Source organism: Streptomyces sp. CNQ329 (assembly GCF_000482585.1).
The window spans coordinates 1-16569 of sequence record NZ_AXVU01000058.1 but is presented as its reverse complement, the minus strand read 5'-3'; the positions used below and the strand labels follow the sequence as shown (position 1 = coordinate 16569).

17 protein-coding genes and 2 pseudogenes are annotated in these 16569 nt (G+C 72.6%); 7 read left to right on the top strand and 12 right to left on the bottom strand.

The window, feature by feature from the left end:
* Positions 1-14: 14 nt before the first annotated feature.
* The 8 genes from I003_RS0126840 to I003_RS0126805 all read right to left on the bottom strand — a co-directional run bounded on the left by I003_RS0126840 (position 15) and on the right by I003_RS0126805 (position 8038).
* Complete coding sequence (locus I003_RS0126840) at positions 15-920, bottom strand: ABC transporter permease (RefSeq protein ID WP_027774327.1); 906 nt, start codon at positions 918-920, stop codon at positions 15-17.
* Complete coding sequence (locus tag I003_RS0126835; protein ID WP_027774326.1) at positions 917-1843, bottom strand: ABC transporter permease; 927 nt, start codon at positions 1841-1843, stop codon at positions 917-919. Before I003_RS0126835 ends, I003_RS0126840 begins: the two co-directional genes overlap by 4 nt.
* Entirely contained in the window at positions 1843-2919 is a 1077-nt protein-coding gene (locus I003_RS0126830; protein ID WP_027774325.1) for a LacI family DNA-binding transcriptional regulator, read from the bottom strand. The genes I003_RS0126835 and I003_RS0126830 overlap by 1 nt, the downstream gene beginning before the upstream one ends.
* 19 nt (positions 2920-2938) lie before the next feature.
* Positions 2939-4474 (bottom strand): ABC transporter substrate-binding protein, encoded by a 1536-nt coding sequence (locus tag I003_RS0126825; protein ID WP_027774324.1) that lies wholly within the window; start codon positions 4472-4474, stop codon positions 2939-2941.
* Positions 4475-4489: 15 nt separating this feature from the next.
* Complete coding sequence (locus I003_RS0126820; protein WP_078564425.1) at positions 4490-4861, bottom strand: hypothetical protein; 372 nt, start codon at positions 4859-4861, stop codon at positions 4490-4492.
* A gap of 5 nt (positions 4862-4866) precedes the next feature.
* Positions 4867-5802, bottom strand: a complete 936-nt coding sequence (locus I003_RS0126815) for a DUF6772 family protein (RefSeq protein WP_027774322.1) — start codon at positions 5800-5802, stop codon at positions 4867-4869.
* Positions 5799-6878 carry an endonuclease/exonuclease/phosphatase family protein gene (locus I003_RS0126810; protein ID WP_027774321.1) on the bottom strand — a complete coding sequence of 360 codons (1080 nt, stop codon included), beginning with the start codon at positions 6876-6878 and terminating at the stop codon, positions 5799-5801. Before I003_RS0126810 ends, I003_RS0126815 begins: the two co-directional genes overlap by 4 nt.
* Before the next feature lie 224 nt (positions 6879-7102).
* Complete coding sequence (locus I003_RS0126805; RefSeq protein WP_027774320.1) at positions 7103-8038, bottom strand: pyridoxal-phosphate dependent enzyme; 936 nt, start codon at positions 8036-8038, stop codon at positions 7103-7105.
* 24 nt (positions 8039-8062) lie between these two features.
* Between I003_RS0126805 and I003_RS0126800 the strand changes: the two genes are divergently transcribed.
* Both I003_RS0126800 and I003_RS33375 read left to right on the top strand, forming a co-directional pair.
* Positions 8063-8590 (top strand): peptide deformylase, encoded by a 528-nt coding sequence (locus I003_RS0126800; protein WP_078564422.1) that lies wholly within the window; start codon positions 8063-8065, stop codon positions 8588-8590.
* On the top strand, positions 8587-9258 hold the full coding sequence (locus I003_RS33375) for a GntR family transcriptional regulator (protein ID WP_051368524.1): 672 nt from the start codon (positions 8587-8589) through the stop codon (positions 9256-9258). Before I003_RS0126800 ends, I003_RS33375 begins: the two co-directional genes overlap by 4 nt.
* Before the next feature lie 72 nt (positions 9259-9330).
* Here the strand turns inward: I003_RS33375 and I003_RS0126790 are convergent, their stop codons facing one another.
* Complete coding sequence (locus I003_RS0126790; protein WP_199784358.1) at positions 9331-10785, bottom strand: amidase family protein; 1455 nt, start codon at positions 10783-10785, stop codon at positions 9331-9333.
* 294 nt (positions 10786-11079) lie between these two features.
* Between I003_RS0126790 and I003_RS0126785 the strand changes: the two genes are divergently transcribed.
* Both I003_RS0126785 and I003_RS34330 read left to right on the top strand, forming a co-directional pair.
* On the top strand, positions 11080-11823 hold the full coding sequence (locus I003_RS0126785) for a hypothetical protein (protein WP_027774317.1): 744 nt from the start codon (positions 11080-11082) through the stop codon (positions 11821-11823).
* Between the two features lie 282 nt (positions 11824-12105).
* Positions 12106-13362: pseudogene (locus I003_RS34330) on the top strand (serine/threonine-protein kinase); the annotation flags it as partial.
* Positions 13363-13445: 83 nt separating this feature from the next.
* Here I003_RS34330 and I003_RS0126775 read toward each other — a convergent pair.
* On the bottom strand, positions 13446-13775 hold the full coding sequence (locus tag I003_RS0126775) for a hypothetical protein (protein WP_486584403.1): 330 nt from the start codon (positions 13773-13775) through the stop codon (positions 13446-13448).
* 140 nt (positions 13776-13915) lie between these two features.
* On the bottom strand, positions 13916-14146 hold the full coding sequence (locus tag I003_RS0126770) for a hypothetical protein (protein WP_027774315.1): 231 nt from the start codon (positions 14144-14146) through the stop codon (positions 13916-13918).
* A 118-nt stretch (positions 14147-14264) separates the two neighbouring features.
* On the opposite strand from I003_RS0126770, the gene I003_RS0126765 reads away from it, so the two are divergent.
* The 3 genes from I003_RS0126765 to I003_RS0126755 all read left to right on the top strand — a co-directional run bounded on the left by I003_RS0126765 (position 14265) and on the right by I003_RS0126755 (position 16304).
* Positions 14265-15095, top strand: coding sequence for a Scr1 family TA system antitoxin-like transcriptional regulator (locus I003_RS0126765; protein WP_027774314.1), 831 nt, complete (start codon positions 14265-14267; stop codon positions 15093-15095).
* Positions 15092-15286, top strand: a complete 195-nt coding sequence (locus I003_RS0126760; RefSeq protein WP_027774313.1) for a DUF397 domain-containing protein — start codon at positions 15092-15094, stop codon at positions 15284-15286. Before I003_RS0126765 ends, I003_RS0126760 begins: the two co-directional genes overlap by 4 nt.
* Before the next feature lie 115 nt (positions 15287-15401).
* On the top strand, positions 15402-16304 hold the full coding sequence (locus I003_RS0126755) for a TIGR03619 family F420-dependent LLM class oxidoreductase (RefSeq protein WP_027774312.1): 903 nt from the start codon (positions 15402-15404) through the stop codon (positions 16302-16304).
* Between the two features lie 52 nt (positions 16305-16356).
* Here the strand turns inward: I003_RS0126755 and I003_RS0126750 are convergent.
* Positions 16357-16569 (bottom strand): annotated as a pseudogene (locus tag I003_RS0126750) (ribonuclease HI); the annotation flags it as partial.

The following is a 16569-nucleotide window of genomic DNA, read 5'->3' as shown; positions in this document are numbered from 1 at the left end:
GTGCTCCCCTTCTCTCATATCTGCGACCGCGGATCCGACACGTCGCGGAAGCCGTCGCCGATCACGCCGACCGCCGTGACGACCAGTGCGAGCGCCGCCGCCGGCATCGTGGAGATCCACCACGCCGAGCCCAGGTAGTCGCGTCCCACGGAGACCGTGGCGCCCCACGAGGCGGTGTCGACCGGGACGCCGAGGCCGAGGAAGCTCAGCGACGCCTCCGCGACCATCACCAGGCCCACCTGCACCGTCGCGGCGACCAGCAGCGGCTGCCAGAGGGACGGCAGCACGTGGCGGACCATGATGCGCACGTGGCCCGCCCCCAGCACCCGCGCCGAGTCGACGAAGCCGAGCCGGCGCGTCGCCATCGCGGAGGCGCGGGCGACGCGGGCGAAGATGACCCACCTCGTGATCGCCAGCGTGATGACGATGTTGGTGACGCTCGGGCCGAGCACCCCGGCCAGCAGGATCGCCAGGAGGATGGAGGGGAAGGCGAGCTGGATGTCGCCGATGCGGGAGGCGATGGTGTCCGTCCAGCCGCCGAAGTAGCCGGAGACCAGCCCGACGAGGAGGCCGGCGGCGCCGCCGACCAGGACGGTCGCGCAGGCCACCAGCAGCGAGATGCGGGAGCCGGCCAGCAGGTTGGCGAGCAGGTCGCGCCCCATCTGGTCGGTGCCCAGCCAGGCGATGTCGCCGGCGTCGGTGCGCTCCCCCGGCGCCAGCAGCCGGTTCGGCAGGTCGGTGGCCACGGCGTCGTACGGGCGCAGCAGCGGCCCGACGACGGCGGCGAGGACGAAGAGCGCCAGCACCCCGGCGCCTATCCACACGCGCACCGGCACGCGCCGCGCGGCGTCGCCGGGGGCCTTGTCCGTACGCGGGGGGTCGACGGCCGGCGCGGGCGCGGCCGTGGTCGTGCCGCTCATGCGTCCTCCGGGGTGAGGCGGGGGTCGATGACGAAGTAGACGACGTCCACGAGCAGGTTCAGGACGATGTACGCCAGCGTGATCGTGAGGATCGCGGCCTCGACGACCGCGTAGTCGCGGTTGGTGATGGCGTCGACCATCAGCGAGCCGATGCCGGGCCAGGAGAAGACGACCTCGATGATGACCGCGTTGGCGATGAAGTTGCCCATCAGCAGGCCGAGCACGGTCACCACCGGGATCGCGATGTTGCGGCCGACGTGCACGTACTGGACGGTCCCCTCGCCCACGCCCTTGGCGCGGGCGGTGCGGGCGTAGTCCTTGCCGCCCTCCTCCAGCGCGCTGCTGCGCACCAGCCGCGCGAGCCAGCCGATGAACGGCAGGGAGAGCGTGAAGGCCGGCAGCAGCACCGCGGCCGGTGAGCCGTCGGCGGTCGCGGGCAGCCAGTCCAACCGGCGGGCGAAGATCAGGATCAGGACGATGCCGAGCCAGAACGAGGGGATGGCCTGCCCGGCGAGCGAGCCGGTGGAGACCGCCAGGTCGAGCAGTTTCCCGGGGCGGCGGGCGCACAGCATGCCCAGCGGGATCCCGAGCGCGACGGTCAGCAGGAGCGCCGCGAGCGACAGGCTCAGGGTCGCCGGGAAGCGGTCCAGGGGGTTGCTCAGCGCCGAGCCGCCGAGGCGCCAGGAGTCGCCGAGGTCGCCGCGGACGACGCCGGCGAGGTGGTCGGCGTACTGCCGCCACAGCGGGTCGTCGAGGCCGAAGTCGGCGCGTACGCTCTCCAGTTGTGCGGCGGAGGCGTCGGGTCCGACGATCAGCTTGGCGGGGTCGCCCGGCACGACGCGCACGATGACGAAGACCAGCGTCAGCGCGCCGAAGGCGACGACGACGGCCTGCGCGAGGCGTTTGGCGAGGAAGGCGCCCATCACTGTTCACCTCTTCTTCGCAGGGGTCCGGCGGAGGCGCGTACGACGAGTTCGGGGGCCAGGAGCGTACGGATCGGATCCGCGTCCTCCGAGCCGTCCTGCACCCGCTCCAGCAGCCGGTCGACGCCGGCGCGGCCCACGTCGGGCGCGGGCAGCCGGACGGTGGTCAGGGCCGGGTCGAGGTAGGCGGAGAACGGGTGGTCGCCGTGGCCGACGACGCCGATGTCCGTGCCGACCCGCAGCCCCCGCTCGCTGAACGCCCGGTACAGGCCCAGCGCGTGGTAGTCGTTGCCCGCCAGCACCACCGCGCCGGGCCCCGCGCGGCGGGCCAGGCCGGCGCCGACGGTGTACGCCACCCCGGGGTCGAACGGCCCCGAGACCGGCACCCCCTCCGGCGCGGCCCCCGGATCCACGCGCACCACGGCATCGTCCGGAGCCGCGATCCCGCGGGCCGCCAGCGTCTCGCGGAAGCCGCGGATACGTTCCGAGACCGGCGAGATCTCCAGGTCCTCCTCGACCAGGTACAGCTCGGTCGCCCCGCTGTCCAGCACGTGTTCGGTCGCGAGCCGCGCGCCGGCGTAGTAGTCGACGCCGACGACGTCGGCGTCCATCTCCGGCAGGTGCCGGTTGAGCAGCACCACGGGCGTACCGGACTTGCGCAGCCGGCTCCAGTGCTCCGCGCCGTGCTGCACGGGTATGGCGAGCACCCCGTCGACGCCCCAGCGCATCAGCTCCTCGGCGGCGCGGCGTTCGTTCTCCGCGGAGTCCTCGGTGACCATCAGCATCAGCGAGTAGCCGCGTTCGCGCCCGCGCTCCTCGATCGCGGAGATCAGCCGGGCGTAGAAGGGGTTGGACGGGTTGGTGATGACGAGCCCGAGGGTCATGGCGTTTCGCAGCACGAGGGAGCGGGCCATGCTGTTGGGCACGTAGCCGAGGCGTTCGGCCTCCTCCTTGACCCGCTCGCGCGTCTCGCGGCTGACCGCGTCCTTGTCGGCGAGCGCCCGGGAGACGGTGTTGACCGACAGGTCGAGCGACAGGGCGATGTCGCGCAGCGTGGGTCGGCGGCGTGGGCTCATGGGATCCTCCGGCGCGGTGTCATCGGCGCCCCACCACGGCGAGGTCGGGCTGGTTGTTCGCGGCTGGTGTGAAGCCGGTCAGCGCCTTCGCACGCCCGTACCCGGTGACGAGGGTGACGGGGAAGAGGCCGACGGCGTCCGACCATATGGTCCCGCAGGCGTCGCCGTAGAGGGCGTCGCGTTCCGGTCCCTCGGGCGCGCCGGCGGCCCGGGCGAGGACGGCGTCGAGCTCCTTGTTCGCGTAGCCGAGGCGGTTCGCCTCCGAGGTGTAGAGGCGGCCGATGGTGAAGGCGGCGTCGCCGGTGGTCACGGTGTTCGTCTGGAGGTTCATGTCCCAGTCGAGGGTGTTCAGCCGCTCCAGCCACATCGCCTTCTCGATGCTCTGCGGCTCCACGGTGACGCCGATGTCGGCCCAGGCCGAGATCAGCGCCTGCGCCAGTTCCCGCGCCAGCGGGCCGGTGGCGTCGAACCACATCATCGACGTGCTGAAGCCCCGGCCGAGCCCGGCCCGCGCCAGCAGCCGGCGCGCGCCGTCCGGGTCGTACGGCCAGGGCGGCTGGGCCGCGAAGCCGGCGACCGTCTCGGGTATCGGCGCGCGCATCTGCTTGCCGCCGCGGCCGAAGAGGGAGTCGACGATCTGCGGCACGTTCACGGCCTGGCACAGCGCACGGCGGACGTCGGGGTCGTCGAACGGCTTGCGCGAGCAGTTGAACCAGTTGAAGTAGTAGGTCCAGGAGGGCACGGACTCGACGGCGACGCCGGACACCCCGGTGACCTCGGGCAGTTGGTCCGGCGGCACCGGCCAGAGCAGGTCGACGTCGCCGCCCAGGAGGGCGGTGATCGCCGTGGAGGTCTCCGCGATGTACGGCATGGAGACCGCCGGCAGCTCCGCCCGGCCGCCCCAGTAGTCGTCGAACCGCGCCAGCTCGACGGAGGTCGAGGGGGTGAAGTCGGTGACCCGGAACGGGCCGGAGCCGACCGGGCGCCGCTTCTGCTCCGGGTCGGCGACCAGCCGCGCCGGGACGATGAACAGGAGCGTGAGGTTGACCGGGAGCGAGCCGAGGGGGCCGTCGGTGGTGAAGACGACCGTGTGGTCGTCGGGCGCCTCCGCTTCGGTGACCGTCGCCCACAGCGGGGTCTGCGCGGAGGGGACCTGCTGCGTGTGCTTCAGGCACGCGACGACGTCGCGGGCGGTGACCTCGGTGCCGTCGTGGTAGGCGACGCCGCGGCGGAGCGTGAAGACCCACCTGGTGTCGCCCTCACGCCGCCAGTCGGTCGCCAGCCCCGGCGCCAGCTCCTCGCCCTCGCGCCGTACGAGGGTGTCGAAGACGAGGCGCTTGACGATCAGCGACGCCTCGTCGACGGCGGTCGCGGCGTTGTACGGGTCCAGGTCGGTGACCGGCTGCCCGAACGCCGCGCGCAGCGCGCCGCGGGGCGCGGCGCTGCCGACGCCGCAGCCCGACAGCAGCACCGCCGTGGCGCCGAGGCCGGCCATCGCGAGGAAGTCCCGCCGCGCCGGGCGGCCGCTGCCGCCCGCACTGCCCGTCCCGGTCATCTCACCACCTCCGGGTCATGATTTGAGTGCCAGATAGATCAGAACCTTGACGGACGCCGCGTCCGCGGCGCCGTCTTCCGGTTCGCCGACGACGGTGCCGCGCAGCCGCAGCCAGCCGCCGAACCCCTCGGCGGGCCAACTGTGCAGCGGCCCCCCGGCGGGGTCGACGGACTGCTCCGTACCGGTGTCGAGGTCGCACCAGTGCAGGCCGTCCGGCGATATCTGGGTGCGTACGAGCATCCGCGGATTGCGCCCCGCGGAGTCGAGGACGCGCACGAACCAGCGGGCCTCGCGGGCCCAGGCGGCCTCGTACGGCTCGGTGGTGAACTCGCCCGTCAGCGTCGCGTTGCGCTCGATGACGGCGGTGAAGGACTGTCGCATGGTCATGGCACTCACCAGTCCACCGAGATCAGCACGGAGTCGAGGAAGAGGAAGTTCCGCACGTCGGTGTGGGTGCGGACGGAGACGTAGAAGTTGAGCAGGTTCTGCAGCGACCCGTACTCCTCGTCGTACGGCGGGACGGGCACGTCGGACATGTCGTGGACGACGTCGTTGACCTGGAGTTCGACGTTGCTGCGGGTACGGGTGTCGATGACCCAGCGCAGGTAGTGCCAGTTGACCTTGGTGGGGACCTCGTTGAAGCAGAGGTCCTGCCGCTCGCCGAACTGCCGCCAGTCGGCGGGGTCGGGGGCGGTGAAGTCCGCGGTCCGGGGGAGCTTGATTTTGCCCTCGAAGTGCTCGCGGGGGGTCGGCTCGGGGACCGTGGGGTACATCCAGCGGTGCTGCACGGTGTGGTCCAGATCGGTGTTCTGGTACCGCACCACGTTGTGGTAGCGCACGCCGTCGCAGATGTCGGTCGCGACGGTGAGGGCCCCGAACTGCTGCTCCGACGGGTGGTTGTTGGCGTCCCACTTCCCGCCGCCGGCGGCGGTGGCGGCGCCGTTCTCCGCCGAGGCGGCCTCCGCCTTGTAGGCGAAGTACGTCTCGAACTGCACCCGGCCGCGGCCGGACATCGTCAGCCGCCGGATCGCCACGCCGGTGTGGCCGGTGACCGGCCGGGTGGCGACCTTCAGCGCGTAGGTGCCGGACATGGCCCCGTGCGTGCCGACGTCGAAGAAGTTGCACGAGCTGAGCTGCGGTGGCCGGAAGTCCGACATGTGCGCGTCGACCGTGTCGAGGTCACCGTGCTGGTCGTGGTTGCCGATCAGCTCGATCCACCCGTGCGTGCCGGTGTTGAAGTCGTCGTGGACGAGGATGCGGCGCAGCGGGTTGAACTTCGCCAGCTTCGGGTCGAGCAGGCGCGGATCGGGGTGTGGTGCGGTCGTCACCGGTTTCCTTTCATGAGGCGGACGGTGGCGTAGGAGAGGTTGTGGTCGGAGCGCAGCAGTTCGGCCTGCGGTCCTTCGGTCGCGGTCGTCTGCGGGATCTGCACCCACTCGCGGACCGTCGTCCCCTTCCGTACGAAGAGGTGGTCGATCTTCTCGCCGAGGGGCAGCGGGATCTTGCCGCCGTTGTACGAGGCGTACTCGTCGCCGGTGACGCGCTCGGCGACCCCGAGGGCGTCGGCGAAGCCGACGTCGCCGAAGGCGTCGATGGCGCTGGCGCCCTCGGCGTCGCTGCCGGAGTTCATGTCGCCGGCGAAGACGATGGGCAGGTTGCGGGTGTGCCTGTTGCGGAGGGTCAGCTCCTCGGCGGTGCGCCGTGCGTCGGCGTAGCGGACCTCGTCCCAGTTCTTGGTCCAGCCGTTGGGGTCGGTGGCGCCGTTCTTGCGGTACTCCAGGTGCATGTCGACGACGACGAAGCGGGCGCCGGACTTCTTCTCGCGCAGAACGTTCCAGGTCATGGTCTTGCCGTAGATCTCGGTCGAGTCCGGCAGCCAGAGCAGGTCGTGGGGCAGTTCACGGCCGCGCTTGTCGAGGTGGGAGTAGCGCTCGGCGTCGTAGTACGTGAAGCGGCCGGCCCCGGACTTGAGGGGGTAGCCCTGCTCCGGGTGCCGGGCGCCGGCGTAGTCGGCGGGCGCCTCGGCGTACCCGTGCTCCTTGAGCGCGGCGGTCAGCGGGGCGCGGAAGGACTCGACGTCGACGGCGGGCTGGGTGGGCGTCGCGTTGTTGCCGATCTCCTGCGTGGCGACGACGCCGAGGCCGGCCTCGTCGATGTCGTGGGCGACGTCCGCGGCCCGCCCCTCGGCCCACGGCCGCAGCTTGGTGCCGCAGTCGCGGCCGATGACCCGCTCGCACTCCTCCTTGGTCGGCAGGCATCCGTGCCCGCACACGTTGTACGTGCCGACCCGGACCTCCACGGCCCGTGCGGGGGCGCTCTGCCGGGCCTCGTCGCCCTGCCCGGACGCCGCGGCGGCGGTTCCGCCGAGCAGCGCGAGGGCCATCGCGACACCGGGGACCAGCACGGGGGATATTGCACGCATTCTGGGACGCATCTCGGCTCCAGCCTCGACATGAACGTTAACGTGAGCGTTGCGACAGGCACGTTACGCATACCGTGGCCGGAAGTAAACGGTCCGGACGCGACTACTTCGTGGAGGACCGGCGCCAAGAACGACGCCCCCGGCCTCGCGTCGGGGAGGCACGGGGGCGCGGCGGCGGGACCGGACCGGATCGGCCCGGCGGGCAACTAGGCCAGTTCTCCGAGGAGTTCGGGGGAGAAGTTGCTGCCGGTCACGATGGTGGCCAGGGTGCCGGCGTCGAACCGGTGGTGAAGTGCGGCGGCGACGCCGAGGACGGCGGACGGTTCGAGGATCAGGCCGACGGTGTCCCGTACCGCGCGCAGCGCCTGGCGGATCCGGTCGTCGTCGACGAGCACGACGTCGTCGACCAGCCCGCGCATCCTGTGGACGGCCGCGGGCACGGGCTCCCGGACGGCGACCCCGTCGGCGAAGGTGCGGGCCTCGGGGGTGGCGACGGGCGCGTTTCGACGCCAGCTTTCGGCCATCGAGGGGGCGCCGGCGGCGCAGACCCCCACGACGCGGGTGCGGGGTGAGCGGGCCTTGGTCCAGCACGCCACGCCGCCGATCAGGGCGCCGTTGCCGAGCGGCACGAGGAGGGTGCCGGGCAGCGGGTCGAGTTCCACGGCGATGGTGCCGGCGCCCTCGGAGATGCGCGGCGCGTCGCCGTCCTCGACGAACAGCCGGCCCGCGGCGCCGTCCGCGTAGGCCCGCGCGGCGTCCTTCGCGGCGTCGAAGTCGTCGCCGTCCAGGAGTACTTCGGCGCCGAGTGCGCGCATCCGGGCGACCTTGACCCGGTTCGCGTTCCGGGCGCAGAACACGGTGACGGCGATGTCGCGCGCGCGGCCCGTGTAGGCGATGGCCTGGCCGAAGTTGCCGGCGGAGGCGCAGACCACCTGCCGCCCGGCGGTCACCTCGTGCATGAAGTAGTCGGCGCCGCGGCCCTTGAAGGAGCGGATCGGGTTGAACGTCTCCAGCTTGAGCCCCAGATCCCGGCCCACCCGGCGGGCCAGGGCGGCGTCCTCGACGTACGGGCTGTTCCGGAAGACGGGATCGATGAGTCCGGCCGCTTCCTCGATGTTCCGCACCTGCAAGGGCTTCGTCATCTGCGCATCGTATACGATGCGCAGATGGCCGTACGACCGACACTCCAACTCGGCGACCCCGCACTGCGCGTGCCCGCCGCCGCCGTCCCGGAGCCGGGATCACCGCAGACCGCCGCAACCGCCGCCGACCTCGCGGACACCCTGGCCGACTGGGTGGCCCGCACCGGATACGGCCGCGGCATCGCCGCGCCGCAGATCGGCGTGCCGAGCCGGATGATCCACCTCCACCTGGACCGCCCGTGGACGCTGGTCAACCCCCGGATCACGGGCCGCTCCGCGACCAGGTGGGAGCCGTGGGACGCCTGCCTCAGCTTCTCCCTGCAGTTCTTCTGCCGGGTCAGCAGGTCGGCGTGGGTGGACGTGGCCTACCAGTCCCCGGACGGCACGGAACACGCCCTGCGCGCGGACGGCGACCTCGGCGAGCTGCTCCAGCACGAGATCGACCACCTCGACGGCATCCTGGCCGTCGACCGGATGACCTCGACGACCACCCTGTGCATGCGCTCGGAGTTCGAGCGCCGCCACCGCGACGAAAGCCCGTACCACCCATGACCTCGAACCCCGCCGGCGCGCACGAGCCCATCGCCCGCGCCGAACCGCTCCGCGAAGCCGTCTACCTCCGCGTCGTCGACCTCATCTCCTCGGGTGAGTACGCCCCCGGCGCCCCCCTCACCGAGGCCGGCCTCAGCCGCACCCTCCAGGTCTCCCGCACTCCGGTGCGCGAAGCGCTCCTGCGCCTCCAGGCGGAAGGCGTCCTGCAGTCCGCCCTGGCCCGCGGCTTCACCGTGCGTCCCCTCGTCCGCCGCGACGCCGCCGAGCTGTACCCGGTCCTGGCGGCCCTGGAGGGCCTCGCCGCCCGCTCCCTCACCTCGATCGGCGCCGCCACGATGCGGCGGCTGGACACCACCCTCGACGAACTCGCGCAGTGCGCCGACCCGGTACGCCGCTGGCGGCTCGACACCGAGTGGCACACGACGATCGCCGCGGCGGCGGGCAACCGGCACCTGCTGGGGATGCTCACCCAACTGCGCACGAACCTCTCCCGCTACGAACTCACCTACATGCGCGAGGTCAAGCACCGCGCGGAGGTCGACGAGGAGCACCGGCGGGTCCTGGCGGCGCTCGCCGAAGGCGACTTCGCCCGCGCGGCCCACCTGCTGGAGGCCCACTGGCACGACGGCATGCGCACCATCCTCGACTGGCTCGACGGGCCGGATTGAACCGCCGGGACCTACGGCCCCGGGCTGCCGCCGCACACCTGGCACCGGGCCTGAAGGAGCCGCGAAGCCGCCTCAGAGCTCCGGCCGGCCGCCGGCCCACGGGTGCGCGCGCTCCAGCCGGCCGGCGAGCGACAGCAGCCGGTGCTCGGCGTACGGCGGCCCGACGAGCTGCACGCCGACCGGCAGGCCCTGCCCGTCGCGGGTCACCGGGACCGCGGCCGCCGGGTAGCCGAGCACGTTCCACGTCGGGTAGTACGCGATACCCGTGGTCAGCGCGGCCAGGGTGTGCGTCGCGCCCGTGCGGCGGTAGCGGCCGATCCGCGGCTGCCCGGTGGTCCAGCCCGGCTGGAGCACCACGTCGTAGGAGTGGAAGAACTCGCGCATCACCGCGTCCAGCCGGGACTCGGCGGCCCGCATCCTGGCCAGTACGCCGGCCGGGATGCGCCGCCCGAACGCGGCGATCCGGCGGGTGCGCGGTTCCAGCCACTCCGGGTGGGGCAGCGTGGCGACGTCGTCGGCGACCCCGCGCAGGTAGCGCGTCATGAACTGGGTGCTCGGCCGGATGCCGAGCGGCGGGTCGGCCTCGGTCACCTCGTGGCCGAAACCGCGCAGGCGTTCCGCCGTGTCCAGCACGGCCTGCCTGCGCGCCCGCTCGATCCTCGGCTGCGTGGCCAGCGGCGCCTTCCAGGCCAGCGCGATCCGCAGCCGGCCGGGGTCGGCGCCGACGGCGTCGCGGTAGCTCCCGGCGGGACGGCCCCCGCCGGGATCGCCCCCGTCGGAGCGGTCCCCGTCGACGACCACGTCGAGCATCGCCGCCGCGTCGGCCACCCGCCGCCCGAGCGGGCCGAGGACCGACAGGCCGTGCCACTGCTCGTCGCCGCCCGGGTCGGCGTCCAGGCTGATCAGGCCGCGGGTGGTCTTGAGCCCGAATATGCCGCAGAAGTGCGCCGGTATGCGTACCGAGCCGCCGCCGTCGGTGCCGGTGGCGAGTCCGACGATCCCGGCGGCGACCGCCGCCGCCGACCCGCCGGAGGAGCCGCCGGGGGTGTGGCCGGGGTTCCACGGGTTGCGGGTCGCACCGTGGGCGAGGCTCTCGGTGAACGGCCACAGGCACCGGTCCGGCGTGTGGGTGTGCCCCACGATCACGGCGCCGGCCCGGCGCATTCCGGCCACGGCCGGCGCGTCCCGCTCGGCCGGCGGGAGCTGCGCGCGCCCGCCCCGCGCGGCGACCTCCCCGGCCACGTCGGTGTCGTCCTTGACGGCGACGGGCACGCCGAGCAGCGGGGTGCGCTCCCCGGCGTCGAGCCGCCGCTGGGCCTCGGCCGCCTGGGCCCGCGCGCTGTCGGCGTAGACGGCGCGGAAGAGGTTCAGCCGCCCGTTGACCTCCTCCGCGCGGCGCAGCACCGCTTCGAGCAGTTCGGGCGCCGTAACGGCGCCCTCGCGCAACGCCTGGGCCTGCGCGTCGGCCCCCGCCCACAACAGCTCACCGATGTCGGCCGGCCCCTCCGGCGGCTGGTCTTCGCCCACGCTCGCTCCCTCCTGCCCGGCCGGCACTCCCGGCCCGCCGGGCAGACAAGACTTCCACCACGCGGCCGGAAGGCGGACAACGGGGTCCCGCTCGCCGTACGCCGCCGACGCCCGCGACGGGGATCCGGGGGGTCCCGCCAGGGGTTACCGCCGGGAACGGCGCGTACGCGTTCCTCGTGCGCTGGAACGTTTTGGCAGTCCGGACCCCGGCAGGTAACGTGTGCGCCTCCTCCCGCCCGGCCCCCGTGGTCAACTCGCCGGAGGCGCACAGCAGTCGAGTGATCGAAGGTCGACATGAAGCACGTCATACGCAGGCACCGTGCCGCCGTCGCGGCGGCCGGAACGGCGGCGCTCCTCGCGCTGACCGCCTGCGGCAGCGACGACGAAGGCGGGGGCGGGGCCAGCGGCGGCCCCGCGCAGACGGACGCCGTCAAGGCGATGCGCACCGCCGAGTCCGTGCACGCGGTCGGCGAGATGACCTTGATCGCCGACCCCGCCCAGATCGACGTGCGGGCGGACAAGAAGGGCAACTGCGTCGGAACGGCCAGCACCGAGGAAGGTGCCACCGAGTTCGTCATGCAGGGCGACACCCTGTGGCTGAAGCCGGACGCCGCCTACCTGGAGGCCGAGTACGGCTACGGCGAGACGGTGAACGCCGAGATCGAGGGCTCGTACCTGGAGATGCCCAAGTCCCGCGCCCCGCTGGCGATCGAGGACGTGTGCAAGCTGGACTCGTACGTCGAGCAGACCGACAGCGTCGTGTCGTTCAGCCCCGGCATGACGCAGAAGGAAAAGACGAAGCACAAGGGCGTGGCGGTCGTGCCCTACGTCAACGAGGACCCCGCCACCAGCGACGGCGCCAGCATGAAGATCGCCGCCGAAGGCAAGCCGTACCCGGTGACCATCACCGACCCGGAAGGGGCGGAGGTCGACCTGGCGTTCTCGGGCTTCGGTGAGCCGGTCGAGCCGAAGGCACCCGCCGGCGACGCGGTGCTGACGGAGGACCAGGTCTCGGACATCCGCTCCGAGGCGATGTAGCGGGCGGCTTCGCCGCCCGAGGGGGGAGACGGCGGTGGTACGGGTCGGGGGGCTCGTACCGCCGCCGTCGGTCTGTGGCCGGGACGTGTCCCCGACCCGGGCACGACGGCCGGCGAGGAGCCGGTGACGTCCACGTCACTGCCTACGATGGAGATATGGCTGGGTCGAGCGGTCTGCTGATCGCGGGCCGGTACCGGTTGGACCGACCGGTGGGGCAAGGCGGCATGGGCCGGGTCTGGGGCGCCCGCGACGAGCTGCTCGACAGACAGGTCGCGGTCAAGGAAATCCTCTTCGAAGCCGACGTCGAGGACAGGCAGCGCGAGAAGCAGCTACGGGCGCATGATCGGCGAGGCCCGCGCGGCGGCCCGGCTCAACCACCCCGGCATCACCACGGTCTACGACGTCGTCGAACACGACGGCGCCCCGGTGATCGTGATGGAGTTCGTCACCGGCCGCTCCCTGGCCGCCGTCCTGCGGGAGCGGACACGGCTGCCGGTGCCGCGGGTGGCGGAGATCGGGATCCAGGTCCTCGACGCACTCGCCGAGGCCCACGCCGCGGGCGTGGTGCACCGCGATCTGAAACCGGACAACATCATGGTGACCGACCGGCGCGCGGTCATCACCGACTTCGGCATCGCCGCCATCGCCGACGCGGCCATCGGCGCGGGGGGACCGACGGGCCTGACGACCACCGGCGGCAGGCTGGGCACGCCCGCGTACGCCTCCCCCGAGCAGTGGGACGGCGAGCCGGCGACCGCCGCCTCCGACCTGTGGTCCTTCGGCGCCACCCTGTACGCCGCCGTCGAAGGCCACCTGCCCTTCCACGGCGCCGACCTGTGGACCCTGCGCCAGGCCGTCTGCGAGTCCGACCCCGCGCCCTTCCGCCACGCCGGCGCCCTGGCCCCGATTCTCACCGCCCTCCTCGCCAAGCAACCCGACGCCCGCGCGACCCTCGCCGCCGCGGCGGCGGAACTCCGCGCCCACCGCACCCAGTCACCGTCACCGCGCCTCCCCGCCGGCCGCAAACCCCGGCGCCTGGGCTGGAAACTCCTCCCCGGCCGCCGCACCGCACCGGCCGCCACCACGTACGCCGTACAGGAACCGCCCACGCAGGTCATGCGGACCGACCCGGTGGAGGAACTGGAGCGCGCGGCGCGGCAACGGCTGCACAGCCAGGTCGAGATGCACCTGGGCCTCCTGAACACCATCGCCGCGGCCCCGCCCTCGGACGCGGACCTGCTGCGGGGCCTGAAGAACCTCCAGGACACGCACATCCACAGGGTGGGCCGCATCCTGGACGACGAATCGCACAAACTGCACCGGCTCCGGGACCGCGAAGACGCCAGGTCCTGGCAGGCGATGGAGCCGTACGCCGCCCACCACGGCGCCTGGCTCGCGGCCCACCGCAACGCGCTCACCGCACTCGACGCGACGCTCGGGCTGTCGGAGGCGCTGCTGACGGGCGCGAGCCCGCGGGCGCGGCTGCTGGTCGCGGTCGACGCGTTCAGAAGCCACATGCGCGACTTGCAGTCGGACTGACGCGGGCCCACGCCCCTCGGGGACGGCGGCCGTTCAGCTTCACGGCCCGGTGCACGGTGTCCGCTCCGCGCGGATCTGACGGATCACAGATAGAGCTGCCGATCGCAGTCCCGGCAGTACGTCTTGCCGTCGCGCAACCCGGTGCGCAGGTGCGCGCAGCCGCCGGGGGCGGGGCGCGGGGAGAGGGCTCCGCCCACGGCGGTCAGGGTCCGTCCTTCCGCGGGCAGGGCCCGCGGTGGCACGTGGGCGGAGAGGGTGAGTGTCGCGTACCGGGCGGCGCGGTGGCCGCGGCGCTCGCGGTCATGGGCCTGTTCGCGGACCATGTGGTCCAGCTCCGCGATACACGGCCCGCAGGCGTACATCTCCCCTCCCGCCCCCGGCGTGATCACCGACCCGACCCACAACACGGCCACCCCCTCCCGCCGGCAGAACAGCCAGCACACCCCCCGCACCCACGGGTTACCGTCCCCGCTCCGCGCGACCGGGGGCCAACCGTCCCGCCACGCCCGGTCGGCGGCGGACAGGAACCCGGTGCGCCCGGGCCGGTGCGGAGTCACCGGTCGGCCCGGGGCCGGAGGGCGGCGGCGAGCGCGCGTGCGGTGGCGATGTTGCAGCGCCCCAGGTCGATCAGCCCGAGCGGAGCGGCCCCGGTACACGACACGGGATCGAGCCCCAGGGACGGCAGCACCACCCCGGCCGCCCTGAGCGCCTCCCGCAGCTCGTCACACGCCTCCCCGGCCTGGGTGACCCTGTCGGGCGTACGGGCCCTGCCCCTCGTCGCCATGTCGTCGCTCCTTTCGGTACGGGTCATGATGTTTTCGGGTCCAGCATCACCTCCGCGACGTAATCTCAACAGGCCGATTCGATTTCCAAGGCACCTGGCAAGAAGGTGAATTGAACGAATGACCGAACAATTGCCGGAACTCAACGGCGAGCCCGGAAACGGCCTTGAGTGGTTCGGGCGCGAGGTGGCGGCGGCACTGGCGCACAAGGGCGCCAACCAGCGTCAACTGGCGGACGCGACGGGCTACAAGGAGCCGTACGTGTCCAAGGTGAAAAACGGCAGGGCGCGGGCGTCGATGCACTTCGCCAAGGGGTGTGACCGGTTCTTCGACACCTCGGGGTTCTTCACCCGACTACTGGTCCGGGTGAGCGAGCGCGGGCATCCCGGCTGGTTCGTGCCGTACATCAACCTGGAGAAGCAGGCCAGCCGGATTGAGAATTATTCCAATGCCCTGATCATGGGCATGTTGCAGACCGCGGACTACGCGGAGGCCACGTTCCGGGCCACGCACCCGCGCGAGACCGACGACCAGATCAGGGCCAGGGTCGACGCCAGGCTGGCCCGTCGCGAAGTCATGGAGCGCGACGCCCCGCCCCTGCTGTGGGTGATCTTGCAGGAATCGACCCTGCGCACAGTGGTCGGCGGCCGGTCTGTGATGGCCGACCAGCTCCGGCACCTTGCCTCCGACGCGGGCAACCCCCACATCACGCTTCAAGTTCTGCGCTTCACCGCGGGTGCCCCCGCGTCATCACTGCCGTTTATCCTGCTAACGCCAGACGACGGGGCAACGGTCCTGTACTCGGAGAGCAGGGGGCAGGGGCACGTGTCGGACTCCGCTGCGGCGGTGGAGAGCGCGCGCACGGCGTACGACCGTCTGCGGGCTTCGGCGCGCGACCCTGACGAGTCGCTGGCTCTGATTCGAGAGATCGCGGAGGAGTACGCCACATGAGCAGCACGCGGTGGGTCAAGAGCACGTACAGCGGCGGCGAAGGCGGCGAGTGCCTCGAATGGGCGCCCGACCACGCCCGCGCCACCGGGGAGTTCCTGGTCCGCGACAGCAAAGACCCCCACGGGCCCTGCCTCTCCCTCACCCGCGACGGGTTCGCCGCTCTCGTGGAGTTCGCCAAGCGGCACGGCTGACCCCGCCCGCTGAGACGTCAACTACACCTCGCGCGCGTCGAGTTGGGTTTGTTCGAGTCCCCCCTAGGCTGTGGGTCGGCCGAAGAGGATCACGTACGCGCGCGCGAAGGACACCATGAAGATAGGTTTCGCCCTCCCCCAGTTCCACCGTCAGGCTTTCGACGTCGCCCGGACCGCCGCCTTCGCCTCCGCGATCGAGGAGGCCGGGGGTGCCAGTCTCTGGGTGGGGGACCGCAATCTGGCCGCTGTCCGGCCCGTGGTGGGGTACGGCGGGCGGGGGAGCACCATTCCGGAGGAGCTGAATCCCGCCGCCGATCCGTTCGTTCTGCTCGGGGTCGCCGCGTCCGCGACCAGCCGGGTGCTGCTGGGCTCCCATGTGCTGATCGCCCCGCTGTATCCGCCCGTCCAACTGGCCCGCTCGCTGACGACGATCGACCTGATCAGCGGCGGGCGGCTGCTTCCCGGGTTCGGGATCGGCTGGTCTCCCGAGGAGTACCGGGCGGCCGGGCTGGACTTCACCCGGCGCGGCGCCCGCATGGACGAACTGCTCGACGCCCTCGAAGCCATCTGGACCACGGACCCGGCAGGGTACGAGGGCGACCTGCTCTCCGTGCCGGAGCACCACGCGCCACTGAAACCGGCGCGGCGGCCCCGGCCGCCCTTCTACCTGGGCGCGTTGTCCGAGCGCGCGCTGCGCCGGGTGGCCCGCCGGGGGGACGGCTGGCTGCCGGTGGTGATCGTTCCGCGCTTCGTCGACGTGGACGACCTCCTCGCGCAGCGCTCGCTGCTGGACGAGCTGACCCGGCAGAACGGCCGCGACCCCCGGGACATCGACACGGTGCTGCGGCTGAACATCGACGCGGGCACGAGCACGGAAAAGGTCGCCGACACCCTCAAGGAAGTCCACGAGCGGACCGGCTTCGACCACTTCATGATCGACTCGATGTACGACGTGGACACCGCCGACGGCTCGGTGGAGCACGCCCGGCAGATCCTCGACCTCGTCGCGAAGGGCTGAACCGGCGCCGATCCGGACGCCGGACGCCGACCCGGCGCCGGCGCCGCCGTCGTCACGCCTGGGCGCACTCCACGTGGCCCCAGCCGGTGCCGTTCTTCGCGATCGTCGTGCCCGCCGCGTAGGACGTGCCGCACCGGCAGCGGCCCGGGTACTTGGCCTTCAGCGTCCCGCCCGCCTTGGCGGAACGGCGCTTCGGGGCGGCGGCCTTCGCCGCCCGCGCCGGGGCGTCCTCCGCCGTGGGCAGCGGAGAGCCGTGGGCGGTGCC